This is a genomic window from Streptomyces sp. NPDC005393 (genome assembly GCF_040606675.1).
In the GTDB taxonomy this organism is placed as follows: Bacteria; Actinomycetota; Actinomycetes; order Streptomycetales; family Streptomycetaceae; genus Streptomyces.
In genome coordinates this window covers 120,017-143,742 of record NZ_JBEXFG010000004.1, presented here as the reverse complement: position 1 = coordinate 143,742, position 23,726 = coordinate 120,017, and the positions used below count along the sequence as shown (strand labels likewise).

Sequence of the window (23,726 nt, the reverse complement as noted above, 5' to 3'; positions counted from 1 at the left end):
TCGCCATGCGCTTAAGGTTCCTGGGCATCATCCCAAACACCCCGAACACGGACTCACCGACCATCTGGCTCGATGAGGAGACCGGAGACCTGCTGATCCAGTCCTACAAGGCCACAGAGGAAGAAGTGAAGGCGTGCCAGGAGATCGGATCGATCCCCGGGCACTCCACGGACGTCCCGGATCACGAGGTGATCATCAGGCTCCCTAAGGTGATGCGGAAGTTCCTGCCCCGCGACGACGAGGACGACCGTGGCCAGCTTTCCTGAACGCCTGCGCACCACCCAACGGACGGCGTTCCACCTGGAGATGCGCGACAGCTACACCCCAGACGACCCGACCTATCTGAGCTGGAAGCGCGGCGACCAACTCGATGTAATGGAGGTCTACCGGCCGTGGGTCGACATGGTGCGCGAGGCTGTAGCGCGCGGCGTCGTCGTGCGCCGGGCGCGCATCGTGTCAGAGCCGGTCACCGACTACATCCGGTTTGAGCACGCGGTGACCTCCATGAACATCGCAGCCGGTGAGGAGGTGCGCTGGCTACCGCGTCGCCACGCCTCGGACATTGCGCTGCCCGGCAATGACTTCTGGATCCTCGATGACACGCTGGTGCGCTTTGGGCACTTCTCCGGCGACGGGGAAATCCTCAGCGAGGAGTGGACAGAGGATCCTGCGGTCGCGCGCCTGTGCGCTTCAGCGTTCGACACCGTGTGGGGGCGAGCCATCCCGCACGAGGACTACAAGATCTGACCAAGCAGAACATGCCCGCGTCACCGTCATCCAGCGCCGAGGCCGCACGAAAGGCCCTCGCTGCCCGCTTACGAGACCTGCGCCTGGATGCTGAGTTGACGGTGCGCGAGCTCGCCGACCGAGCCGGCTGGAGCCACTCCAAGGTGTCCCGGATCGAGAACGTCCGAACGGCTCCGTCCCCCGAGGACACCCGCGTATGGGCGCGCGCGTGCGGGGCGGACGACCAGGCCGAGGACCTCGTCGCCGCGCTGCGCACGGTGGAAGGCATGTGGATCGAGTGGCGGCGTATGGAGCGCAGCGGCCTGCGGAAGGCGCAGGAGTCCGTGCGGCCGTTGTACGAGCGCACGCGTGCGTTCCGTGCATATGACTCGTGGCTGGTGCCGGGCCTGTTGCAGACGATGAGCTACACCGCAGCCATCCTGCACGCCACCCGGAAGCGCCGTGGACTGGTTGATGACGTCGATGCCGCCGTGGCTGAGCGCATGGACCGCCAGCACGTGCTGTACGAGGGCCGCCACACGTTCGCTTTCCTCATCGAGGAGGCCGTCCTGCGGGCAGGGATCGGAGGCCGGGAGGTGATGCGCGAGCAACTGCGGCACCTGCTGACGGTCGGGTTCCTACCCCAGGTGAGCCTCGGCATCGTGCCGATGCAACCCTCGCGCGAGGCAATGCGCCCCGTGGAAGGCTTCTGGATCTTCGACAATGCACAGGTGGCTGTCGAGCTGGTCTCCGGCTACCTGACGATCAGCCAGCCGCAGGAGATCGAGATGTACGCCCAGGTGTTCCGCGAACTGGGCGACCTCGCGGTGTACGGGGAGAAGGCCCGAACGCTCATCCACGAGGCCATCACAGTGCTGGGGTGAAATGCGTGCACCATCGTGCACCAAGCTGGAGCCTTGAGTCGCCCTGTCCGTACGGTCCGTAACAGGACCCCGGCGAGGCGGTGGAACCTCCCGGGGCGCGGCCAACGCCACAAGGAGCGCCAGCATGGCCACTTCTACCACCCAAGCCCTCCCGTGGACACCGCCGAACACCGAGGACGTCGAGGCGTTACCGGTGGGCAAATGGTGGGACGCCATCTCCGCACCCACACCGGTCGCAGACCGCACCCTTGAACTCCTCGGGCGGGACTCGGGCGCCGTCATCCAGGACGACACCTACGGCAAGACGTACTGGCTCGTCGGCATCGACACTTCCACCCCCCGCACCTGGCGCATGCGACAGGTCCGCATGCTCACCGAACTCGCCGACGAGGGCACCCTCCTCGGCGTACCCCCCGCCTCCTGGGGGCCCGAGCACCAGACGTACTGGCGGATCCCGCTCGGCCCAGACCGGTATCTGACCGACATCAATCGCCTGGTCCCGGCCCTGCGCCAGGCCCTCGACGAGGTCCTCGGCCCGGCACCGGACGGCCGACAGCTCTGCTACCGCTGCCAGCTCCCCACCGACGAACCGGTCCCGGTCGCCGTCGAGCACAGCGGCAGCGTCGCCAGCACGACCGTCTACGCCTGCCCCGCCCACGCCCGGGACTACCCGCGCGACGCGGTGGCCCAGGCGGCGGCCATGCGCCGCGCTCTCGATCGCGGCAGGTCCCGATGACGGCGGCCGAGGAGACCAAGGACCCGTTCGCCGACGAGGCATGGCGCACAGCCATCGAGCACGCCGCGGGCTGCCTGGCCTGCCGGACGCCCGGCGCCGGATGCCAGACGGGCGAGGCGCTCCTGGACGCGTACAACGCGGCCATGCGGCAGCGGCGACCAGGCGATGCCGGATGAGCCACCGCCGAAAGTCCCCCGCCGAGCGGGCCGGGCTGGTCGCCTTCCGTGCCGCCCGCATGGGCCTGCTGATCGGCGCCGAGCTCGCGCTGCTGGTGCTCGTGATCGCCCTGTGCATCGCGGGCAACCCGAACCGGTAGCCCATCACACGAGGAGGATCGTGTCTCAGCCCAAGCCCGCGCCTCAGCCCGCGCCGCATCCCACGTGCGGACGCCCCGGCTGCGGCATCTGCGCCAGGGGCTTCTAGACCGGGTGGGCCGCTGGGCTCCGGACCCCCGCCGGAGCGCTGGCGCCAGCGGCCCGCCCTCCAAGCCCCGCCCCGGATCGCGCGCTTGGAGGCCAGCGACCGGGACGAGGACCGTGCACTACCCGACTGAGAGAGGCAGGCACATGGCCGAACGTACGGCATTACTGGACGACACACAGCGACAAGGCGTCGCTCAGACCGTCCTCGACAACAACCCCGGCATGGAGCCGGGCATGGCCGAGCGGATCGCGGACGAGGCGGCTAAGTTCGTCCTCACGGCCGCACAGTTCCCGCAGGCGGCACTGACACCCTCCAGGGTCGTGGACGAGGGATGGCATGCGCTCATCCTCCACACCCGCCTGTACAAGGCCCTCTGCGCGCGGAGGGGCGACTACGTCGAGCACACCCCCGGGTACGACCCGGAGAACTACGATCCGGCGATCCTCACTCGCACGCAGGCCATGATGCGCGAGGCGGGTTTCATCCCCGACGAGGAGCTGTGGACCGCGCCGGACAAGCCCCTCGTCGCCGTGGCCGCCAAGTGTCAGCACTCGGACGACGGCGGCCCGATCGTCGTCCAACCGAAGCCGAAGCCCAAGGGCTGACCCGTAGGCTGCGGCCCGGAAAGAGGAGGCACCTGATGGAGTGGATCAACCCGAAGTATGCGGACGTGGTGAAGGCCATGCGGCAGGCGCAGGCGGAAGCCTCCCAGCAGGACCCGCCGGTTACCCAGCCCGTCCGAGGGTTCGTCGTCCCCGATTCTGGACCCGGCTCGCAGCCCCGCTGACGACCGCGTCAAGCCCCGCCCGTGCGTCACCCCCGTGGCGTGCGGGCGGGGCCTTCCTATCCCGCCAGGCGCAAGAGGAGAGCCCGTGCAGAGCATCGCGTTCCCCTGGTTGAGCAAGCTCTCGGACGAGCGGGCGTACGAGTTCGTCGGTGAGGTGATCGAGGCGGCCCACACGGTCGGGGCCCACACCGCTTTCCTCGGCACACTGGACCAGCTCATCTCCGCCTGGGCGGTCACGGCCGAGGCCGTCGGCGTCGTGCGGGATGCCCTGGAGGAAGCCGGCCCACCGTAGGGCCCAGGAGGCCCCAGGCGAGAGCCCCGGCCGCAGCGGCCGGGGCTCCCTTCCATTCCGGGAGGATCAGTCCTCGTCCTCAAACACGAAGTCCTCGTCCGTCAGGTCCTCGATCTCGTCGTCCACAAGGTCGGGACGCCGGAACTGGACATCACGTTCCCGAGTCCAGCGATACGACCAGTCGATCTCGCTGGTGATCCCCTTGATGCTGTCAGGCGGCAGGACCTTCTGAGCCTCCCGGATGGCCGCCTCTACCGCCGCTTCGTAGGCGGCACGTGCGCGCTGATATTGGACAGTCGACCCTTCCGTCTGAAGGTCGAAGTCGATAGTGATCGTCAGGTGCTTCGGCGCAGGATCTTTGGCCATAGCTCCCCCCTCGTTACATTGCGGGCAATCAGTATCAACTGACGTGGCAGTAGATGGGAGCCATACCCCTCAAACCCTCAAGTAGATGTTCTACAAGGAAATTGTGGTGGGCGACCTTGAGGACGTCCACCTCGGGGAGGGTGGGGTGCGCCGCCAGAAGCGCTTGTTGGGCGGGTGGTTCCAGGTCGCCGAGGAGGAGAAGGGTCAGGCCCGCCGTGTGGACGAGGAGGGTCACGCTCGCGTCGTTCGGCCCCTCCTCCGCTGTCAGGGCGGGCGACGGCGCGGGCCAGAGGACCTCCCAGGACAGGGGGCCGAGGTGGCGGCGCTCCCCCGGCGCCGCCTCGACCACCGGGATATGCGCCGCCCCCGCCCGGCGCCGTACGAACTCGGCCTGCCCGGGCGGCTCCTGGAGGCTGGTCGTCTCGATCGCGCCGACCGCCCGGCCGTGCATCGCGCCGGTCAGCCCGGCCACGTGGTCGGCGTGGAAGTGGGTGAGGATCAGCAGCGGGATCCGGACGACACCCAAGGTCCGCAGACAGCGATCGACGGCTGCCGGTTCGGGGCCGGTGTCCACGACGACGGCCGTGCCGGGACCCGCTGCCAGGACGAGCGCGTCGCCCTGACCGACGTCGCACGCCACCATCCGCCAACCGTGCGGCGGCCAGCCGGTGATGACGCGGGCCAGGGGTGCCGGGCGGACGATCGCGAGCAGCAGAAGCAGCGCGCATACGGCGCACAGCCAGCGGTGGTGCAGCAGCGGGCGGCCCACGAGGATGAGGGCCAGGGTGACGGCTGCCAGCAGCAGCCCGCCGGTCCAGCCGCCCGGCCAGCCCGTCTCGGCTCCGGGCAGCCCCGCGCCCGTACGGGCCACACCGGCGATCCATCGGGCGAACCAGCCGGCCGGCCAGGCGATCCACTCGGCGGCCAGGGGCGCGAGGGGAGCCACCGCGAGCGCGGCGAAGCCGAGGACGGTGGCCGGGCCGACCGCCGCTTCGGCGAGGAGGTTGCAGGGGATCGCCACCAGGCTCACCCGCGCGGCCATCACTACCACGACCGGCGCGCAGACCGCCTGAGCCGCCGCCGCGGCCGCCAGCACCTCGGCCAACCGGGGCGGTATGCCACGGCGCCGCAGGGCGTCGCTCCACGTCGGCGCGAAGGTGAGCAGTGCGCCGGTGGCCAGCACGGAGAGCAGGAACCCATAGCTCACGGCCAGCCACGGGTCGTAGAGGACCAGCGCGAGGACGGCCGCCGCCAGGGCCGGGAGCAGGGACCGGCGGCGACCGGTGCCGATGGCGAGCAGCGTGATCAGCCCACAGACGGCGGCGCGCAGCACGCTGGGCTCCGGTCTGCAGACGATCACGAAGCCGAGCGTGAGCCCGCCCCCGAGGAGGGCGGTCGTCCGGAGCCGGATCCCGAGCGCGCCCGCGAGACCGCGCCGCTCGGCCCGTGCGGCGAGGTGGGGCGGGCCGGTCAGCAGCGCGAGCACGAGCGTCAGATTGCTGCCGGAGACGGCCATCAGATGGACCATGTCCGTGGCCCGGAACGCCTCGTCGAGATCGGGCGGCACCCGTGAGGTGTCCCCCACGACCAGCGCCGGGAGCAGCGCCCGTGCGTCCGGGGAGAGCCCGTCGGTCGCGGTGCGCAGCCCGGCGCGCAGCCGTCCGGCCAGCCGCTGGAGCGCGCTGGGCGCGCCGATGACGCGCGGCGGCCCACCACCCCTGACGCGCACCACGGAGGCGATCCGGTCCCCGTCGCGCAGCGGCGGCGCCAGGCGGCCGTGGACGCGCAGGCGTGTGGAGGGCAGGAGCCCGAGCCAGGCCGCCTGCCCCTTTCGGGCGCCCGGGTGGACGGTAAGGAGCACGGGGGCGCGGGTGGCGGTCGTGGTCCCGTCGGGCCCGGTGACCCGGCCGGCCTCGGCTTCGAGGACTACGGACGCGGGCGCGAGCGCGGCCCCCCGCACCCGGGGCCGGCTGAGCCGAGGGTCGCCCGTGACCGTCACCTGGGCGGTGACCTCGGCGTACTCCCGGGCCAGGGACGGGACAGGGCCGCTGCGCACATCCGCCGCATGCGCCGCGGCGACCGCCCCCGCCGCGGCGCCGCACAGCAACACCGCCACCATGGCTCCCACCCGCCGCCTGCGCCGCCCGGCGTCGTGCGGCGAGGGCCACGAGGGCGGCGAGGGCGGCGAGGGCGGCGGCACATCGTGGGAGACGGCGGCGCCGCCGCGTCCGCCCAGCGCCGGGTCGGCTCGGCGGCGGGCCGCATACAGCAGTGCCGCCGCGACCAGGCAGGCGATCGTGCAGGTCACGGCCACCGTGCGGGCCGGGACGCTCAGGGCGAGGGCCGCGGCGGCCCAGGCCGCCAGGGCGGGCGGGATGAGGCGAAGGTCGGCCGGGCCCTCCTGGCGTGGGTCGGACGCCCCGTGCGGTGACGTGGCGGCCGCGTGGACCGGGGCACGCTGCGTGACCGTCATGGGCGGACCAGGGGGCGCAGGTCGGCGAAGCGGCGGTCGCCGATGCCGTTGACCTCACGGAGTTCGTCGACAGCGCGGAAGCCGCCGTGCTGGGTGCGGTAGTCGATGATGTGCTGGGCAAGCACCGGGCCGACGCCCGGAAGGGTGTCGAGCTGTTCGGCCGTCGCGGAGTTGAGGCTGACCGAGCCGCCGGGCACACCCCCCGGTCCGACCGCTGCCCCCGGTCCGACCGCTGCGCCCGGCACGCCCGATGGGCTGGCTGCGCCGGTGCCGGGCGGTCCGCCCGCCGGGGCGCCGACCACGATCTGCTCCCCGTCCACCAGCGGGCGGGCCCGGTTCAGCCCGTGCATGTCCGCGCCCGGCCGTACCCCGCCCGCCGCCTCGATGGCGTCGGCGACCCTCGCCCCGGTGGGGAGCTTCCGCAGCCCCGGACGCCGGACCTTGCCCGTCACATCGACCACGACCGCCCTGCTCTCCCCGGGCGTCGGGCCGGGCTTGGCGGGCGTCGGGCCGGGCTTGGCGGGCGCCGCGCGCGGGGGCTCCGGGTCCGGCGCCCGGACGGTCTGCGGGCGGCCCGTCCAGAAGTGGTACGCCGCGAACGCCACGGCGACCAGCAGGGCCACCGCCAGGGCCGCGAGGGTCCTGAGCTCGATACCGCAGCGCAGCTGAAGCCACAGCGGCAGCCGCTCCCGCAGTGCCAGCCGCGCCCGGTCACGGCGGCGCAGTGCGGCACCGCCGTCTCCGCCGGCCACGACCTCCTCGCCGGCCACGACCTCCTCACCGTCCGCGGCATCCTTCGCATCGTCACCGGGCAAGGGTTCAACCGCGTCCGCTGCCATCGCCCATCGCGGCGTGGCCCGCTCGCCTCCGGCCTTCGGCCCGTCCCGACTGCCCATGAGCGGGGGCGTCGGCGGGGTGGGGAGCAGGGTCGCGGCTCGGGTGGCGCGTAAGGCGGCGGTGGGGCGGGGGCGCCGGTGGGCCATGCAGGAGTGGCCCCCGGCCCCGGGGCGGGCCGCGCCGGGGCCGGACGGCGGGCGGCGGCCCGCTCCGATGTCGCGGTGGCGGCCGCGCCCCGGCCCCGTGGTGACTGTCCGTGTTCGTGACCTCATGCCACCCGACGGTAGACACACTCGGTCGATCCCGCCGCCACGCCTCAATTCCCGGGGATAACCCACAGGTTGTGGATAACTCTGCCGTCCGGGCGGGTGAGCGGAAGCCGTCCACCCAGCGCTACCGCGGCGAGACGACCGCGCCCAGCAGCCCCGGCCCGGTGTGCGCCCCGATCACCGCGCCCACCTCGCTGACGTACAGCTCCTCGAGCCCCGGCACCCGCTCCCGCAGCCGCTCGGCGAGCGCCGTGGCCCGCTCGCCCGCCGCGAGATGCTGCACCGCGATGTCCACCGGGCTCTTCCCGGCCCGCTCCACCACGATCTCCTCAAGCCGGGCGATGGCCTTCGAGGCGGTGCGGACCTTCTCCCGCAGCTCGATCCGTCCCTCGTCGAGCTGGAGCAGCGGTTTGACCGCGAGCGCGGAGCCGAGCAGGGCCTGAGCCGCGCCGATACGGCCGCCGCGCCGCAGATAGTCGAGGGTGTCGACGTAGAAGTAGGCCGCGGTGCCGTCGGCCCGCTTCTGGGCCGCGGCGACGGCCTCGTCCAGCGTGCCGCCGCCCTCCGCGGCCTCGGCCGCCGCCAGGGCGCAGAAGCCGAGCGCCATCGCGACCATTCCGCTGTCCACCACCCGCACCGGCAAGGGCGCGTCCTGGGCGGCGAGCACGGCGGCGTCGTAGGTGCCGGAGATCTCGGCCGACAGATGCAGGGAGACGACGCCCGTCGCGCCCTGCGCGGCGGCGGCCCGGTAGGCGGCCGCGAACATTTCGGGGCTGGGCCGGGATGTCGTCACCGGCCGGCGCTTCTGCAGCGCCTGTGCGAGGGACCGGGCCGAGATCTCGGTCCCTTCCTCCAGTGCCCGGTCCCCGAGCACCACCGTCAGCGGCACGGAGGTGATGCGATGCCGCTCCATCGCCTCCTGCGGCAAGTAAGCCGTTGAATCGGTCACGATCGCGACATGGCGGGACATGACAGCGAGATTATCGGGGCAAGCCCCGAGCCGACAGCGCGACCCCACCGGATGATCAATGACCGTACCGGTCAGGCCGTGTTCTCGGGGCGGGCGGACTTCTGCCAGGGCTTCTGCCACGAATAGCCCTCCGCCCGGGGCGCCGTCCCCAGCGAGGGCGGCTCGGGCGCCGGCCGCGGCTCCTGCGGCTCCGACGTCCAGTGCCGCAGCGCCCCCGCCTCCATGTCGATCTCCCGCCCCAGCGCGTCCAGATCGTCCTGCGCGAACCGCTGCGCCCGGTCCTGTGCTGCCCAGCGCAGCGAGCCAGCGGAGTGGGTGATCCGCTGCGTACGCTCCCGCAGCTCGGGGAGCAGGGACGCGAGACGGGCCTTGTCGGGCTCCTGCTCCAGCCGCTTCAGATCGTCGTCCAGCTCACGGCCGTGCTCGCTCAGCCGCCGGAACAGCCCCAACGACTCCGACAGGGACCGGTCTTGCGGGGCGGCGGCCCGCAGCGCCTGCTCGGTGGCGCGCATCGAGGTGCGCAGGGACAGCCGCAGCTCGGCGAGCTGGCCGGCCGCGCCCGGCTGGGCGAGCTGTCTGGCACGGAGCCGGGTGTCCTCCACCGTGCGACGGGCCTGGTGCACCGTGCGGTCGATGCCTCGCTTGGCGGCACGGACCGTGCGCACGGCCGCGTAGACCCCCACCGTGACGAACAGCAGGAAAAGCAGCAACAGGACCCAGAGAATGGCTTCCATGGGCGCTCCTTCGGGGCGTCGGTCACGGCAGCGGCGCTCGTCCTCCCACCTTAAACGGACCGGGCGGGCCGGGGGTTCCTGTGAAACCCCCGCCCTGCCCGTAGGTGAGATCCCTGATACGAAACGGAACGATCAGGCCGGGACGATATTGACCAGCTTCGGTGCCCGCACGATCACCTTGCGGATGCCCGCGCCGTCCAGCGCCGCCACCACCGCCGGGTCGCCCAGCGCCAGCGCCTCCAGCTCCTCGTCGGAGACCGAGGGGGCGACCTCCAGCCGCGCCTTGACCTTGCCCTTGATCTGCACGACGCAGGTCACGGTCTCGTCCACGACATACGCCGGGTCGGCGGCCGGGAAGGGCTCATGGACGACCGACGTGGTGTGCCCCAGCTTGCGCCACAGCTCCTCGGCGATATGCGGGGCCAGCGGCGCGATCAGCAGCACCAGGGTCTCGGCGACCGAGCGGGGCACCTCGCGCACCTTGGTGACGTGGTTGTTCAGCTCGGTGATCTTGGCGATGGCGGTGTTGAAGCGCAGGCCCACCATGTCCTGCCGGACGCCGTCGATGGCCTTGTGCAGGGCGCGCAGCGTCGCCTCGTCGGGCTCCGCGTCGACGACGGCTACCTCACCGGTGGTCTCGTCGACGACATTGCGCCACAGCCGCTGCAGCAGCCGGTACTGGCCGACCACGGCGCGGGTGTCCCAGGGCCGGGACACATCCAGCGGCCCCATGGCCATCTCGTAAAGGCGCAGCGTGTCCGCCCCGTACTCGGCGCAGATCTCGTCCGGCGTGACGGCGTTCTTCAGGGACTTGCCCATCTTGCCCAGCAGCCGGCTGACCTTCTCGCCCTGGTAGTAGTACGCACCGTCGCGCTCCTCGACCTCGGCGGCCGGGACGGCGATGCCGCGGCTGTCCCGGTAGACGTAGGCCTGGATCATGCCCTGGTTGTAGAGCTTGTGGAACGGCTCGGCCGAGGAGACATGGCCCAGGTCGAACAGCACCTTGGACCAGAACCGGGCGTACAGCAGATGCAGCACCGCGTGCTCGGCGCCGCCGACGTACAGGTCGACACCGCCGGTGGGCTGCCCCTCGCGCGGCCCCATCCAGTAGTGCTCGGTGTCGGCGTCCACCAGCCGCTCGCCGTTGCGCGGGTCCAGATAGCGCAGCTCGTACCAGCAGGAGCCGGCCCAGTTGGGCATGGTGTTGGTCTCGCGGCGGAACGGCCGCGGACCGCGCCCGTCGCCCAGGTCCAGCACCACATTGACCCACTCCTCGTTCCGGGACAGCGGGGTCTCCGGGGAGGTGTCGGCGTCGTCGGGGTCGAAGGTACGCGGCGAGTAGTCCTCGACCTCGGGCAGCTCCAGCGGCAGCATCGACTCGGGCAGCGGATGGGCCACGCCGTCCTCGTCGTAGACGATCGGGAAGGGCTCGCCCCAGTAGCGCTGCCGGCTGAACAGCCAGTCGCGCAGCCGGTAGTTGACGGTGCCCTCACCGATGGACCGGTCCTCCAGCCACGCGGTGATGCGCGCCTTGGCCTCGGTGACGCCCAGCCCGTCCAGCGACACGGAGTCGCTCGTCGAATTGACGATCCGGGCGTCGTACGAGACGAAGGCGTCGTCCCAGGTCGACGGGTCGGTGCCACGGTCGTCGGAGGGCTCGACCACGCACCGCATGGGCAGCTCGAAGGCGCGGGCGAAGGTGAAGTCACGGGTGTCGTGCGCCGGCACGGCCATGATCGCGCCGGTGCCGTAGCCCATCAGCACATAGTCGGCGATGAAGACCGGTACGGGCTCGCCGCTGACCGGGTTGATCGCGTACGCGCCGGTGAAGACGCCGGTCTTCTCCTTGACCTCGGCCTGCCGCTCGACTTCCGACTTGACCGCGGCCTGCTTACGGTAGGCGTCGACGGCCGCGGCCGGGGTGGCGTGGCCGCCGGTCCATACGTCGTGGGTGCCCTCGGGCCAGGCGGCCGGGACGATCTCGTCCACCAGGCCGTGCTCGGGGGCGAGCACCATATAGGTCGCACCGAACAGGGTGTCCTGGCGGGTGGTGAAGACCGTGATCTTCGCGTCGGGGTGGTCGGCCACCGGGAAGTCCAGCCGGGCGCCCTCGCTGCGTCCGATCCAGTTGCGCTGCTGCAGCTTGATGGCCTCCGGCCAGTCCAGCGCGTCCAGGTCGCCCAGCAGCCGGTCGGCGTAGGCGGTGATCCGCATGTTCCACTGCCGCAGCTTGGCCTTGAAGACCGGGAAGTTGCCGCGCTCAGAGCGGCCGTCGGCGGTGACCTCCTCATTGGCCAGCACGGTGCCCAGACCGGGGCACCAGTTGACGGGCGCGTCCGAGGCGTAGGCCAGGCGGTAGCCGCTCAGGACGTCGGCCCGCTCGGCCTCGGTCAGCTCGGTCCAGGGGCGGCCGTCGGGGGTCGGGCGCTCACCGGAGGTGAACTGCTCGACCAGGGTCTCGATCGGGCGCGCCTTCTTCGCCTCCGGGTCGTACCAGGAGTTGAAGATCTGCAGGAAGATCCACTGGGTCCACTTGTAGTAGTCCGGGTCGATCGTCGCGAAGGAGCGGCGCGGGTCGTGGCCCAGGCCCAGGCGGCGCAGCTGGCGCCGCATGTTCTCGATGTTGGCCTCGGTGCTCACCCGGGGGTGGGTGCCGGTCTGCACGGCGTACTGCTCGGCGGGCAGGCCGAAGGCGTCGAAGCCCAGGGTGTGCAGGACGTTGTGGCCCGTCATGCGGTGATAGCGGGCGTAGACATCGGTGGCGATATAGCCCAGCGGATGGCCTACGTGCAGGCCCGCGCCCGAGGGGTACGGGAACATGTCCATGACGAACTTCTTGGGCCGTGCGACGGTCTCGGGGTCGCCGGCCAGATCGCCGCTCGGGTTGGGCGCGGCGTACGTGCCGTTCGCGTCCCAGAAGTCCTGCCATCGGGCTTCGATATCAGCGGCCAGCGCGGCCGTGTAGCGGTGCGGCGCGGCCACCTCGGCTGCGGCATTGGTCTCGCTCATGGTCCTCAAAGCTCCATCGGTCGTCTCTGCCTGCGGTAACGCAACGGATCCCGCTCGCTTCCGAAACAAAAAGGCCCCTCGCACAGGAGGGGACGCCGCGCTGATGCCGACCGGAGCTGTGCTCGGTCGGTATCGATCAGCGCGGCCCGCTAAGCAGAAGGCGTACGGCACGCATGGGGCCAGGTTACCGCAGGGCGCCAAGGGCCCGCACCGAGGGAAGCCACCGGGGGGCCACGACGACAGACGGGCCGCCCTCTCGGACGGCCCGCCTGTCGCTGCCGGGGGTGCGGGTGGCGAAGCCCCCGCCCGCGCGGCGCAGCCGCGCAGAAATGACGAAGTTGAGGCGGCAAACGCCCTGCGTGAGCAGGGTTCACCTGCAGGGGCTGGGGGTGCGGGTGGCGAAGCCCCCGCCCGCGCGGCGCAGCCGCGCAGAAATGACGAAGTTGAGGCGGCGAACGCCCTGCGTGAGCAGGGTTCACCTGCAGGGGGTGGGGGTGCGGGTGGCGAAGCCCCCGCCCGCGCGGCGCAGCCGCGCAGAAATGACGAAGTTGAGGCGGCGAACGCCCTGCGTGAGCAGGGTTCACCCCTCAACGGAGTGGAGCTAAGGAGAATTGAACTCCTGACCTCCTGCATGCCATGCAGGCGCTCTACCAACTGAGCTATAGCCCCAGGTCTTGCCTCCGCCCGGTTCCCCTCGGCGGCATCGCCTACATTACACGGACGGCCCGGCCTTCCGCCAAATCGATCGCCGCGGGGCCCGGAGCCCCGTTACGCCGTCGCGAACGAATAGAAACGCTTCAGCGTGCAGTGCTCGTCGAGGAGCCGACCGTAGATCGGCTCCCCTTCCAGCTCCCGGTAGGTCTCGATCGGATCGCCCTTGATGATCAACGCCTGCGCGCACTCCGCACACCAGTACTGATAGTCGGAGTTGAGCGGCTCCATGTCGCGGACGATCGGTGTGCCGCTGCCGCACCAGTCACATTTCCTGCTGTGAGCTCCCATGTCACTCAGCTCCAGCTATGGCCGCAGGCCGTACACACGTAGGAAACACCGCCGTTGTCGCCGAGGACCTGGGCCACATCGCCGGAGCCACAGGACGGGCATGCGATGCCGGAGTCGCAACGGGGGACGTCGGGCGGGATAGGCGAGGTATCCCTTCGGGCCCTCGCCCACGACACGTCGGAAAGGTCCTCGAGCGCGTCGAGGATGCTGGTCGGCATCCCACCGTCCCTCCCCATCGGACTATCGGCCCCATCCCCCTCCGGCCGTGCCGATTCTGCCATGGGACGACGCCCAGGTCAGTGGAGATGCCTCACACGTCTCACCAGACTCATCAGCGCTCCGCACAGCGCGGCCCCGGTCAAAGCGACGCAGGTCACCCACAGGGCGTCCGCGGAGTCCCCGGCGCCCGGCACCGCGCTGTCCGCCTTGTCCGCGATATCCAAGAAGACGGCCCCGAAGACGGCGACCCCGGTGAGCAGGCCGAGTTGAGCGGATGTCACCAGTACACCGCTGGCGTCCGCCGCGTCCTGCTGCCGTACGGTCGCCAACGTCCGCGTCAGCACGGGGCTGTAGGCGAAGGCGAGGCCCACGCCGACGGCGGCCATGGCGGCGTAGAGCCACAGGCCACCGTCCGTGCCGTCGCGCAGCGCCAGGCCGACCCCCGTGAACGACACGGCTGCCAGAGTGAATCCGCCCGGTACGGCGAAGGGCTGCCAGCGGGCGGAAAGCCGCTGCCAGTTGAGCCCCACCACGCCGAACGCGACCGCCGTGGGCACGAACGTCAGCCCCGCCCGCAGTGCGCTGTAACCGAGCCCGCCCTGCACATGCAGCGTCCTGAACAGGAACCCGCGTTCGCCGCCATCCCGAGCGCGATACGGACCACCGCGAGCGGCATCCCCGGCGCCCGCGCCACCCGCGGGGAAATCAGAGCGCCGCCGTGCCGGGCCAGCCGCGCCTCGTACGCCGCGAAGAGCGCCACGAGAACCGCGCTCAGCCCCAGCATGATCCAGCCCCACAGCAGCCAGCCGCGCTCCTGCCCGAGCACCATCGGCACCGTGAACAGCAGTACGGCCGCCGTGAGCAGCACCAGACCGGGCAGATCGAGCCCGCCCCCGCGCACGCCGGCCGGGCGGTCGCCGCTCGCACGCGGCGGATCGGCGGGGGTGCGCGGCGGATCGGCGGGGGTGCGCAGCAGCCGCGGCCCGAGGACGAGCAGCGCCAGCCCGATTGGCACGTTCACCAGGAAGACCGGACGCCAGCCGGTGCCGAAGAGATCGGCCTCGACCAGCACCCCGCCGAGGATCTGCTCGGCGGCGGCGCCGGAGGCGAGCACCGCGGAGTACGCGCCGAGCGCCCGCGCCCGTGAACTGCCCGTGTAGGTGCGCTGGATGAGGCTCAGCACCCGCGGCAGCATCAGCGCGGCCCCCGCCCCCTGGACGAACCGGAACGCGATCAGCTGCCCGGTGCTCGTGGCGAGATCACAGGCGAGCGAGGCGCCGGTGAAGACGGTGATCCCGATGAGGAAGATCTGCCGGTGGCCGACCATGGCGCCCAGCCGCGCTCCGGTGATCAGTAGTACGGCGTAGGAGATGGTGTAGCCCGCGATGACGAGCTGCAGTCCGGCGCCTGAGGCGTGCAGATCAGCCCGGAGGGTCGGGGCGGCGATATTGACGATGAAGACGTCGAGGACAGCCATGAGCTGGCCGGTGAGGACGATCGCGAGCGGCCAGCCGGGGCGCGGCGGCCGCCGCCCGGCCCGATTGTCAGTGGCGTCGCGTTTACTGGGTCTGCCGATGTCCCTTGTGGGCGGAGGAGAGGCGGTCAGGGTGGTGTGCGTCATGGACCGAGCCTGTACGCGGGCCGGTACGGGTAACGAGAGCCCGCCGATGCTGGTGCTGACAGCACCTGGCAGCCTTCCGCCGCTGCCGGAAGCATGGGACCACAGTGCCTGGCCCGGGGGACATGGGGAGCGACCATGGCCGTGAAGACTCAGCATACGCCGACCGCCACCGCCCCGACAGCCGCCAGAGCCCTTCACACCCTCCCCCGCGACGTTGCGGCCTTCACCGGCCGCGAAGACCAACTGCATCGACTCCTCACGGCGACCGCGAACGACCCCAGGTTGTGGCCATCCACACGGTCGACGGCATGCCCGGCGTCGGGAAGACTGCCCTGGTCACCCATGCCGCGCACCAGCTGGCTGGGCATTACCCGGACGGTCCCGTCACTCCGAGCCTCAAACAGGACGTCCAGCACGTCCGATCCAACGCTGATGGTCGGATCCCCGGGTGAATCGCCCCCCGGGCTCCCACAGAACCGTCGTGCGCGAGCAACTCTGAGAGGGCGTCCTGCGAGGTTTTCGCGAGTTCTAGAGAGGGTCATTGGCGGCTGACCGTACGGGTCACGCCCGCGACGATCGTCGTCGCCAGGGTCCAGCCGGTGATGATCAGGGCGTATGACAGCCACTGGTGCCAGCCATCAGGGGCGAACGCTGGCTCTTGGCCGAAGTTGACGACCGGCAGGAGCAGGTCGAGGGTGTAGAAGACGGGGTTGAAGTCAGGCGCCTCGCCCGCCTTGATGGGGCGTGGGTGGTCCAGGCCATACGCGATCGATCCGATAATCATGAGGGACAGGAGCCAGACGGCCGCGCGCAACGGGCGGAAGCCGTAGCCGACGGTGGCGTCCTGGACGTACCCCCACAGCCGCCCGTACCAGGTGAGCGTCGTGCGTCGGCGGCGCTGCTTGGCGAGTTGGACGAGCCGGGCCGCGTCGTCGTCACCGGCATGGCGGTAGGCCGCCGTCAGCTGCTCGTAGCCGTGCGGCTCATACTGCTCGCCGTCGAGCTCCAGCATCGGAAGGCGGCGTTCGGCGGGCTCGTGCGGGGTGAGTACGCTGTACGTGAGATTGCTGAGATACACCTGGTCCGGCAGCATCTCCGGTTCAAGGGTCAGGATCTCTATTTGAGAACGCCGCAGATTCAGGGCGCCCTCGATGCGATTGCCCCCGCGCAGCCAGAGTTCACCGATGACACAACTGCTTGCCCGCAGTGCCGTGTCGCCCGGATGCGACAGGTGGGCGTGGAGCAGGTCGAGACGGCCCGATATGCGCGAGCCTCGGAGCTCGACCCGGCCCCGCGCACGTACGCACCGCGCCCGTACATGGGCTCCCACGTTGAGGTTCTGCGCGTCCAGCGCGGTGCCATCGGGCTTGTTGAACTCGGCGTCCTGAACGTTGATCCGCCCGGCGACGGAGGCGCCAGTGAGCCGCACCTGTCCGTGCGCGCGCATCGCTGGCGCCCACACGTCGTCCCCGATCTCAGCCTGGTTGAGCTGCAGCACCGGCTCAGAGTCGTCCGGCGCCGTGAACTCCGCCCGCTCCATGAACAGTGCCCTGGAAATCTGCGCCCCACCGAGCCGCACTGGCCCCCGCATACGGCAGTCCGTCATCCGCAACACCCCCTCGATCCGCAAGGCCGCCGAGGTCAGGCCCGGCAGAACGGACTTGCTCAGATTGAGCTGGCGCAGCTGGGCACCGTACAGGTCTGGAACGCCGTCGAATTGGCAGTGGCTTAGCCGGATGGCGGCGTCGATCGTGGCGTACTTCAGGTCCAGTACGCCGGTGATCCGCGCCCCAGGTGTTGCCGAGCGCCGGATCCTCGTTCTCGGCGGCGCGGAAGTCCACGGACTCGCCTCGCGGAAAGGCCCGCCATATACATACCTCGGCCGGCGTCAGATCGTTGGTCTCGCTCACGCCGGGACTCTGACGTGCTGCGTTCGGGCTGTCAACTGCCGCAGCTGGTCACGCCAGGCGGTGCTGCCGGCAGCGGTCGGCCCGCCGGATGCACCGGGGAATCGCCCCGTCACTCCGAGCCTCGAACAGGACGTCCAGCACGTCCGATCCAACGCGGGTCGACGTCACCGACAGAAGTTCCTGGATGAAGACGAGCTCGTCACCAGCCGAATTGAGTACAGCCATCAGCGGCTCATGCCCGCGTCAGCCACTGGGGACCCGGTGCCCCTGATCCGTGTTCGTCTCGACAGCCCATACAGGCTCAACGACCACCAGGGATCAGAAACACGCACTAACTACACGTGCCACCCGAAGACCTCAGGCAAAAGGGTGCGGCGGGATCAGGATCCCCGGCCCGGAGACGGATGAGCTGATCGGCAAGCTGGTGATCGCGAAGTACGAGGAAGAAGCCAACCAGCGGCAGGCAGCCAGTCCCGAACTCCCGTTAGGGCCCGACACTGACGAGACCCTCCCAGCCCAAGCGTCGATCCGATGCGGCGCATGAGGTTCCCCGGTCGTTGAGTTCATGTGCGAGCATGATCCTGCGCAACGCAGCATCGGAGAAGCCCACGGCCAAGAAGGCCGCGAGGAAAGAGGCCGCCAAGCAGACTGCGGCGAAGAAAGCGGTCGCGACGAAGACGAGCCACCGGCCGCGCAGTGCATAGCCGCGGTGCGTCGGTGCGGTGCGTCGGTGCGGTGCGTCGGTGCGGGGCGTCGGTCACGGAGGGCCCGAAGCTCTGGCAACGGCCAGCACAGCCCTCGTCCTCGCTCACCCCCGCCTGCATCGCCCACGCACACCCCACAGTCGAAGCAAGACGTGCGACAAAGAGTTACATCCGCCAAGGTGTTGCTGGCTGGAGCAGGGCCGCCCGATCAACGCGAGCGTGCAGGTGCTGGACGCGGTCGCCCGCACCCTGCGGCTGGACCACGCCGAGCGCGAGCACCTCTACCACCTCTCCGAGGTGCCGTATGTGCCGGACCAGGAGCGTGACGCCCGGACGGTGAGCCCCAAGGTGCAGGGCATCATCGAGGCGCTCGACCCGCTCCCCGCGGTGGTCTACAACGCCCGCTACGACGTCCTGGCGAGTAACGCCGCGTACGGCGCGCTCTTCCCGGCCACGCTGCTGGCGCCCGCCCCCGAGCGGAACGTGCTGTGGCAGCTGTTCGTGACCCGCAGATGCTGCGCCGCCTTAGCCTCGATCCACCGATGTGGTCTGAGAGTGATCTTCTGAGGGGTTTCTGAGTCGGTCTGGGGCTGGCTGGTGGGCGTGGACGTGTTGTATCTGCTGGTTTGCCCAGCTCTTCCACGGTGCGGTTCCGGTCGGGCCCTGGCGGGCGAGGTGGTCGGGGGCGTCAGGCTGGTTCGGGCGGTGCGTGGACCGTGTCGAACAGGTGTGTCCAGGCGTGCTGCCAAGGCCAGTTGTGCGGCAGGTGCAGGGTGATGCGGCGGGCGGAGCGGGCGATCCTGGCGGGAAACGTGGATCAGGTGGCCGCGGAGGGTGGCGGTGGTGGCCTTGGTGTGGAAGGCGGAGGCCAGGGTACCGGTGGCCCGTAGCAGGTTGTAGGCCATCGCCCACAGGGTCAGCCAGGCCGCGTTGGCGTGGAAGTGTCCCGACGGTAGGTGGGCCAGGGCCGAGGCATTGCTGTCGGCGATGACCTGCTCGACGACGGCGCGTCGACAGCTCGAAGAGTGCCAGGAAGATCTCGATGCTGCCCGATCCGTCAACCGTGAGTACATGGCTCGACTCAACGATCCACCCACGTCTTCGAGTTGAGAGATCACCGCGTCTATCGACTTCGGCGAGCCCAAAGAGCTTCGCCGAAGCCCGTAGGATCAGGGCGTGGCATTCATGAGCACCCCGCACTGCTGCTTCCTGTGATCGGAAGACGCTGAGGGCGATGCCGGACGGCGTCGCCCTCCTTGGCGTGCCTGCCGCGTGAACCATGTTCCCGGCGCTGCCGCTCCTCCCTGGGGCAGTGACTTTCCGGGCGCACGTGCAGGCACGGTCTCTTCCCATCACCCCTGCCAGGAGTGCCTCGTGCCCGTGTTGCTTCCCCCTGCCCTCGAACTGTCCCTCGACCTGCTGCGCTGCCCGACGTGCCGGACGCGCCGCCTGGACCCCGACGGCCGCGGCTCGCTGCGTTGCCCGGCGGGTCACGCCTTCGACATCAGCCGCCACGGCTATGTCAGCCTGCTGACGGGCACCCGTGCCACCAGTGGCGACGACGCGGCGATGGTCCAGGCCCGGGACCGGTTTCTGTCCACGGGCAAGTACATGCCCATCCGGCAGGCCGTGGCCCGCCTGGCGGCCGACTCCATGCCTGAACAGGGCACCGTTGCAGACGCCGGATGCGGCACGGGCTACTACCTTGGCGGCGTACTCGACCAGCTGCCCGGCGCCCGTGGCCTGGGTCTGGACACCTCGGTGCGCGCCTTGCGCTCGGCAGCCCGAGCCCACGAACGAGCCGCCGCGGCCACCTGGGACGTCTTCCGTCCCTTCCCGCTGGCCGACGATGTGGCCGATGTCGTACTGGACGTGTTCGCCCCACGCAACCCAGCCGAGTTCCACCGAGTGCTCCGCCCGACCGGCCGGTTGATCGTGGTGCGTCCTACCGGTCGGCACCTGGCCGAGCTGCGCAGCCGGGTGCCTGCGATGGTCACCATCGATCAGGCCAAGGAACAACGCCTGCACCAAGTACTGGACCCCTTCTTTGAGGCCGCCATCACCGAACAGGTCGAGTACCCCACGTCCCTGTCCAGGCTGGAGGCCCTCGACCTCGTGGGGATGACGCCGAGCGCACGCCATTTGGGCAGCACAGACCTCAATGATCACGGCCGCCTGCCCGAACAGGTCACCGTCTCCGTGCTGGCCACCGCCTACCAGCCCCGGTGACCACCAGCCGCGCCTGCGTCCGCTGACCGACCGGCGTCCTTCTGTCCCACAACGTCGGGAAGGAAGGACGCCCGTTGCTGGCGGCACCTGGGACGCGATGCCGGCGCAGCTGACCGCACTTCTGAGCTGGGAAGATAGCGGTGTTCCAGGCCGGTCGCGGGCAGAACCCCAACAGAACCTCGGAGCCCTTCGCCACGCGCTGCACCAAGTGCAGAAGCAGCGACGAGCCCCGAAACACCTCACCAAGGGCCGGGACGCGCCTGGCAGGCCGCAGGCACCACCACACGCCGCAAGCGGGCCTCGGCACAAAAACAGCGCCCTCCCCCGGAGGGGAAGGACGCTGCCTGGGACCTGGCCCTGGCCGCCCTGGTGGGCGGCCATTGGGAGGGCAAAAGTACCAACGGTACTTCTGTGGTGGAGCTAAGGAGAATTGAACTCCTGACCTCCTGCATGCCATGCAGGCGCTCTACCAACTGAGCTATAGCCCCGCTGTTCTCTGCGCCGAAGCCCTTCGAACGAGAAGGAGCATAGCCGGTGACCTGCCGGAAAAGGAAATCCGCTCAGTCGTCGTCGCCGAGCACCGGCTCGGGCAGCGATCCGGCGTTGTGCTCCAGCAGCCGCCAGCCCCGCGCGCCCTCGCCCAGCACGGACCAGCAGCAGTTCGACAGGCCGCCCAGCGCCTCCCAGGTCCGGGGATCCAGGCCGAGCAGCCGCCCGATGGTGGTGCGGATGGTGCCGCCGTGGCTGACCACCACGAGCGTGCCGTCGTCCGGCAGCTTGTCTGCGCTCTCCAGCACCACCGGCGCCGCCCGGTCGGCCACCTCGGTCTCCAGCTCACCGCCGCCGCGCCGGACCGGCTCGCCGCGCTTCCACGCGTCGTACTCCTCGCCGAACCGCGCGATGATCTCGTCGTGCGTGAGCCCCTGCCACGCGCCCGCGTAGCTCTCCCGCAGCCCCGCGTCGTGCGAGACCGACAGGCCCGTGACGGCGGACAGCTCGGCGGCCGTGGCCGCCGCCCGCTTGAGGTCGGAGGCGATGATCGCGTCCGGCTTCAGGGCGGCCAGCAGCCGCGCCGCGCGGTGCGCCTGCGCGACGCCGGTGTCGGTCAGCTCGATGTCCAGGGAACCCTGGAAGCGGCGCTCGATGTTCCAGGCGGTCTGGCCGTGCCGCCACAAAACTATGCTACGGCCACGGCCACCCACGGTGCCGTTCAGCTCAGCTCACCGCCCGGGCCGCCGTCCGACGCCTGTGCCTGCGCGTACTCCTGGGCCTTGCCGCGGGTGGCCTTGGCGTCGGCCGGCAGCTCCAGCTGCGGGCAGTCCTTCCACAGCCGCTCCAGGGCGTAGAAGACCCGCTCCTCGCTGTGCTGGACGTGCACCACGATGTCCACGTAGTCCAGCAGCACCCAGCGGGCCTCGCGGTCGCCCTCGCGGCGCACCGGCTTGGCGCCGAGGTCCTTGTTCAGCCGCTCCTCGATCTCGTCGACGATCGACTTGACCTGGCGGTCGTTGGGCGCCGAGGCCAGCAGAAAGGCGTCGGTGATCGAGAGCACGTCGCTGACGTCGTACGCGATGATGTCGTGCGCCAGCTTGTCGGCGGCCGCCTGGGCGGCGGCGTTGATGAGCTCGATGGAGCGGTCCGTGGCGGTCACAGGCAAGGCTTTCGGTCGGTGGTATCTGAAACGTCTGACACCCCCAAGGGTCTCACGCCCCACCGTCAGCCCGGTCGGCCATGGCAGGACGGCCGCTCCCGGTCGGCCATGGCAGGACGGCCGCCCGGGAGCGGCCGCCCGTGCCGGTCAGCCCTGGCTGTCGTAGTCCGAGCCGAGCACGACCGTGATGTCCGCGTTGGCCGCGCCCTTGCCCTTCTTCACCGCGCTCGCCGGCAGCCCGAGGGTCTTGGCGACCTCCTTGGCCTGCGCCGCCTGCGCGGCGTCCGCGTAGGTCACCCGCGAGGCCGGCTGCGGCGTACCGCCGCCCTCGGTGGCCGCGACAACCGTGAAACCGCCGTTGACCAGCGCGACCCGCGCCGAGCCCGACGCGTCCTTGGTGCCTCCGGCGTTGCTCACGCTCACCCGCGGCGGGGTGTCCTTGTCGGTGTTCTTGACCGTGCCGCCGAGGATGTCCTTGACCACACGGTCGGTCGCCTGGGTGCTGAGCGTCCCGTCCGGCTGGACGGGCAGCATCGCGGTGTCGTACTTGCCGCCCTTGGCCTGCCCGGCCAGCTTCGCCAGCGACGCACCGAGCTGCTGCTCCGAGAGCGACGGATCGGGGATCTGGGCCAGCGACTCCACCGTGCTGGTGGCCCCCTTCGTATCGCTGGAGACCTTCTTCAGCGCCGCGTGCATGACCTGGCCGAACCGCGCGAGCTGCTTGGCCTGCGCCTCGCCCGGTGCCCGGTAGGTGGCGTACGCCACAGCCGCCTGCCCGCTCAGGATCTGCTCCCTGCCCCGCTTGACCAGCGGGTCCTCGCCCTTCTGGGCGCTGGGGACGGTCGCGTCGGTGTCCAGGGTGATACCGCCGACCAGCTCGACGAGGTTCTCCAGGTACGGCGTGTCCAGCCGCCAGGTGCCCTGGATCTTCGAGCCCAGCAGGGTGCTCAGGGAGTCGCGGGTGGAGTCGGAGCCCTCGTCGGTCACCGACTTGCCGAGGGTGGTGGAGCCGCCGTCCTCGGTGGAGACGGCCAGCGAGTTCGGCAGCAGTACGGTGGTGCCCTTTTTGGTGGTCTCGTTGTCCACCAGCAGGGCGGTGGAGGTGCGGCCGCCCTTGGTCTCGCGCAGATGGACCACGATCACATCGCGCTTCTGCGGGCCGCCCGCGGCCGCCTGGTCCGTGCCGTCGCCGGACAGTCCCGGGAGCTTGCCCGCGTACCAGAGGTAGCCGACGCCGCCGGCCGCGGCGAGGACCAGGACCACGACCAGCGCGACGATGCGGTTGCGGCCCTTGCGCTTGCGCTCGTCACGGCGCTCGGAGCGGGTCTCGGCGAACTTCAGCCAGTCGATGACGTCGTCGGACTCCTCGTCGTGCTCCTCGACGAAGGAGAACTCCTCGGTGTGGTACTCCTGCTCGGGCTCCTGCGGCCCCTTCCGCTCCGGTTGTTGGGGCGCGTCGGCCTCGCTCCGGGGCCGGCGCTGCGGCTCCCGGAGCTCCTCGGGGCTCAGCTGCTCGTAGGGGTTCGGCTCGCGCTGCGGGGGGACGGTGGGCGCATAGTCGTAGCCGTAGCCCTGCTGTTGCTGCTGCTGCTGCCCGTACTGCTGTTGCTGCTGGATGTAGAGGTCGTACTGCTGCTGCGTCTGGGCCTGCTGGGCCTGCTGGGCCTGTGCGTACGGGTCGTAGCCGTACCCGTCCCGCTGCTGCCCGTACTGTTGCTGTTGCTGTTGCTGTTGCTGTGCGTACGGGTCGTACTGCTGTTGCGCCGCCTGCGGCTGGTACACCGGCCGCCCATAGGCGTCATAGCCGTAGATCTGCGGCTCCTGAGCATACGGATCCTGCGCGTACGGGTCGTACGAGTCCTGTCCGTCGTTCACCGGGGGTAC

General features: G+C 70.6%; 23 protein-coding genes, 2 tRNA genes and 4 pseudogenes. 12 read left to right on the top strand and 17 right to left on the bottom strand.

The features are described from left to right. Positions 1-5: 5 nt before the first annotated feature. From ABZS71_RS06535 to ABZS71_RS06495, 9 genes are all read left to right on the top strand, one after another. Positions 6-266, top strand: a complete 261-nt coding sequence (locus ABZS71_RS06535) for a hypothetical protein (RefSeq protein ID WP_356208005.1) — start codon at positions 6-8, stop codon at positions 264-266. Next, positions 250-747, top strand: coding sequence for a DUF6879 family protein (locus ABZS71_RS06530; RefSeq protein ID WP_356208003.1), 498 nt, complete (start codon positions 250-252; stop codon positions 745-747). The genes ABZS71_RS06535 and ABZS71_RS06530 overlap by 17 nt, the downstream gene beginning before the upstream one ends. 11 nt (positions 748-758) lie before the next feature. Beyond that, positions 759-1,610 carry a helix-turn-helix transcriptional regulator gene (locus ABZS71_RS06525; RefSeq protein ID WP_356208001.1) on the top strand — a complete coding sequence of 284 codons (852 nt, stop codon included), beginning with the start codon at positions 759-761 and terminating at the stop codon, positions 1,608-1,610. A 124-nt stretch (positions 1,611-1,734) separates the two neighbouring features. Further along, positions 1,735-2,346 carry a hypothetical protein gene (locus ABZS71_RS06520; RefSeq protein WP_356207999.1) on the top strand — a complete coding sequence of 204 codons (612 nt, stop codon included), beginning with the start codon at positions 1,735-1,737 and terminating at the stop codon, positions 2,344-2,346. After that, positions 2,343-2,522, top strand: a complete 180-nt coding sequence (locus tag ABZS71_RS06515) for a hypothetical protein (RefSeq protein ID WP_356207997.1) — start codon at positions 2,343-2,345, stop codon at positions 2,520-2,522. The genes ABZS71_RS06520 and ABZS71_RS06515 overlap by 4 nt, the downstream gene beginning before the upstream one ends. Continuing rightward, the gene (locus ABZS71_RS06510) at positions 2,519-2,662 is read left to right on the top strand and encodes a hypothetical protein (protein WP_356207996.1); all 144 of its coding nucleotides are present in this window, start codon (positions 2,519-2,521) and stop codon (positions 2,660-2,662) included. The genes ABZS71_RS06515 and ABZS71_RS06510 overlap by 4 nt, the downstream gene beginning before the upstream one ends. A gap of 250 nt (positions 2,663-2,912) precedes the next feature. Beyond that, positions 2,913-3,374 carry a hypothetical protein gene (locus ABZS71_RS06505; protein ID WP_356207995.1) on the top strand — a complete coding sequence of 154 codons (462 nt, stop codon included), beginning with the start codon at positions 2,913-2,915 and terminating at the stop codon, positions 3,372-3,374. Between the two features lie 35 nt (positions 3,375-3,409). Beyond that, positions 3,410-3,556 carry a hypothetical protein gene (locus ABZS71_RS06500; protein ID WP_356207993.1) on the top strand — a complete coding sequence of 49 codons (147 nt, stop codon included), beginning with the start codon at positions 3,410-3,412 and terminating at the stop codon, positions 3,554-3,556. Between the two features lie 85 nt (positions 3,557-3,641). Continuing rightward, positions 3,642-3,848 (top strand): hypothetical protein, encoded by a 207-nt coding sequence (locus ABZS71_RS06495; RefSeq protein WP_356207992.1) that lies wholly within the window; start codon positions 3,642-3,644, stop codon positions 3,846-3,848. A 66-nt stretch (positions 3,849-3,914) separates the two neighbouring features. Here the strand turns inward: ABZS71_RS06495 and ABZS71_RS06490 are convergent, their stop codons facing one another. From ABZS71_RS06490 to ABZS71_RS06435, 12 genes and pseudogenes are all read right to left on the bottom strand, one after another. Then, positions 3,915-4,214 (bottom strand): hypothetical protein, encoded by a 300-nt coding sequence (locus tag ABZS71_RS06490; RefSeq protein ID WP_356207991.1) that lies wholly within the window; start codon positions 4,212-4,214, stop codon positions 3,915-3,917. A gap of 34 nt (positions 4,215-4,248) precedes the next feature. Further along, entirely contained in the window at positions 4,249-6,687 is a 2,439-nt protein-coding gene (locus tag ABZS71_RS06485; protein ID WP_356207990.1) for a ComEC/Rec2 family competence protein, read from the bottom strand. Next, positions 6,684-7,796: a ComEA family DNA-binding protein gene (locus ABZS71_RS06480; RefSeq protein ID WP_356207989.1), complete on the bottom strand. Its 1,113-nt coding sequence runs from the start codon at positions 7,794-7,796 to the stop codon at positions 6,684-6,686. The genes ABZS71_RS06485 and ABZS71_RS06480 overlap by 4 nt, the downstream gene beginning before the upstream one ends. 121 nt (positions 7,797-7,917) lie before the next feature. Next, positions 7,918-8,763: a DegV family protein gene (locus ABZS71_RS06475; RefSeq protein WP_355848190.1), complete on the bottom strand. Its 846-nt coding sequence runs from the start codon at positions 8,761-8,763 to the stop codon at positions 7,918-7,920. A 71-nt stretch (positions 8,764-8,834) separates the two neighbouring features. Then, the gene (locus tag ABZS71_RS06470) at positions 8,835-9,497 is read right to left on the bottom strand and encodes a hypothetical protein (protein ID WP_356207988.1); all 663 of its coding nucleotides are present in this window, start codon (positions 9,495-9,497) and stop codon (positions 8,835-8,837) included. A 132-nt stretch (positions 9,498-9,629) separates the two neighbouring features. Then, a complete protein-coding gene (gene leuS, locus ABZS71_RS06465) occupies positions 9,630-12,506 on the bottom strand; it encodes a leucine--tRNA ligase (RefSeq protein ID WP_356207987.1) in 2,877 nt (958 codons plus the stop codon). A 596-nt stretch (positions 12,507-13,102) separates the two neighbouring features. Beyond that, positions 13,103-13,175: transfer RNA gene (locus tag ABZS71_RS06460), tRNA-Ala, on the bottom strand. 99 nt (positions 13,176-13,274) lie between these two features. After that, positions 13,275-13,508 (bottom strand): hypothetical protein, encoded by a 234-nt coding sequence (locus ABZS71_RS06455; RefSeq protein ID WP_355848198.1) that lies wholly within the window; start codon positions 13,506-13,508, stop codon positions 13,275-13,277. Positions 13,509-13,513: 5 nt separating this feature from the next. Continuing rightward, entirely contained in the window at positions 13,514-13,726 is a 213-nt protein-coding gene (locus ABZS71_RS06450; protein ID WP_356207986.1) for a hypothetical protein, read from the bottom strand. 78 nt (positions 13,727-13,804) lie between these two features. Next, a pseudogene (locus tag ABZS71_RS06445) lies at positions 13,805-15,204 on the bottom strand (MFS transporter). Between the two features lie 682 nt (positions 15,205-15,886). Further along, positions 15,887-17,258: pseudogene (locus ABZS71_RS06440) on the bottom strand (membrane-associated oxidoreductase). A gap of 48 nt (positions 17,259-17,306) precedes the next feature. Continuing rightward, positions 17,307-17,483 (bottom strand): hypothetical protein, encoded by a 177-nt coding sequence (locus ABZS71_RS06435; protein WP_356207984.1) that lies wholly within the window; start codon positions 17,481-17,483, stop codon positions 17,307-17,309. Between the two features lie 350 nt (positions 17,484-17,833). On the opposite strand from ABZS71_RS06435, the gene ABZS71_RS06430 reads away from it, so the two are divergent. Together ABZS71_RS06430 and ABZS71_RS06425 are read left to right on the top strand one after the other, a co-directional pair. Continuing rightward, positions 17,834-17,962 carry a hypothetical protein gene (locus tag ABZS71_RS06430; protein ID WP_356207983.1) on the top strand — a complete coding sequence of 43 codons (129 nt, stop codon included), beginning with the start codon at positions 17,834-17,836 and terminating at the stop codon, positions 17,960-17,962. A 186-nt stretch (positions 17,963-18,148) separates the two neighbouring features. Then, a pseudogene (locus ABZS71_RS06425) lies at positions 18,149-18,490 on the top strand (transcriptional regulator); the annotation flags it as partial. Positions 18,491-18,650: 160 nt separating this feature from the next. Here the strand turns inward: ABZS71_RS06425 and ABZS71_RS06420 are convergent. Further along, positions 18,651-18,969 (bottom strand): annotated as a pseudogene (locus tag ABZS71_RS06420) (transposase); the annotation flags it as partial. Positions 18,970-19,336: 367 nt separating this feature from the next. On the opposite strand from ABZS71_RS06420, the gene ABZS71_RS06415 reads away from it, so the two are divergent. Next, positions 19,337-20,191 carry a putative RNA methyltransferase gene (locus tag ABZS71_RS06415; RefSeq protein ID WP_356207981.1) on the top strand — a complete coding sequence of 285 codons (855 nt, stop codon included), beginning with the start codon at positions 19,337-19,339 and terminating at the stop codon, positions 20,189-20,191. Positions 20,192-20,603: 412 nt separating this feature from the next. On the opposite strand, the gene ABZS71_RS06410 is transcribed toward ABZS71_RS06415, so the two are convergent. From ABZS71_RS06410 to ABZS71_RS06395, 4 genes are all read right to left on the bottom strand, one after another. Beyond that, positions 20,604-20,679, bottom strand: a tRNA-Ala gene (locus ABZS71_RS06410). Positions 20,680-20,751: 72 nt separating this feature from the next. Next, positions 20,752-21,405 carry a histidine phosphatase family protein gene (locus tag ABZS71_RS06405; RefSeq protein ID WP_356208152.1) on the bottom strand — a complete coding sequence of 218 codons (654 nt, stop codon included), beginning with the start codon at positions 21,403-21,405 and terminating at the stop codon, positions 20,752-20,754. After that, positions 21,402-21,842, bottom strand: coding sequence for a ribosome silencing factor (gene rsfS, locus ABZS71_RS06400; RefSeq protein ID WP_355848212.1), 441 nt, complete (start codon positions 21,840-21,842; stop codon positions 21,402-21,404). Before rsfS ends, ABZS71_RS06405 begins: the two co-directional genes overlap by 4 nt. A 147-nt stretch (positions 21,843-21,989) precedes the next feature. Then, complete coding sequence (locus ABZS71_RS06395; protein WP_356207980.1) at positions 21,990-23,717, bottom strand: LCP family protein; 1,728 nt, start codon at positions 23,715-23,717, stop codon at positions 21,990-21,992. Positions 23,718-23,726 lie beyond the last annotated feature (9 nt).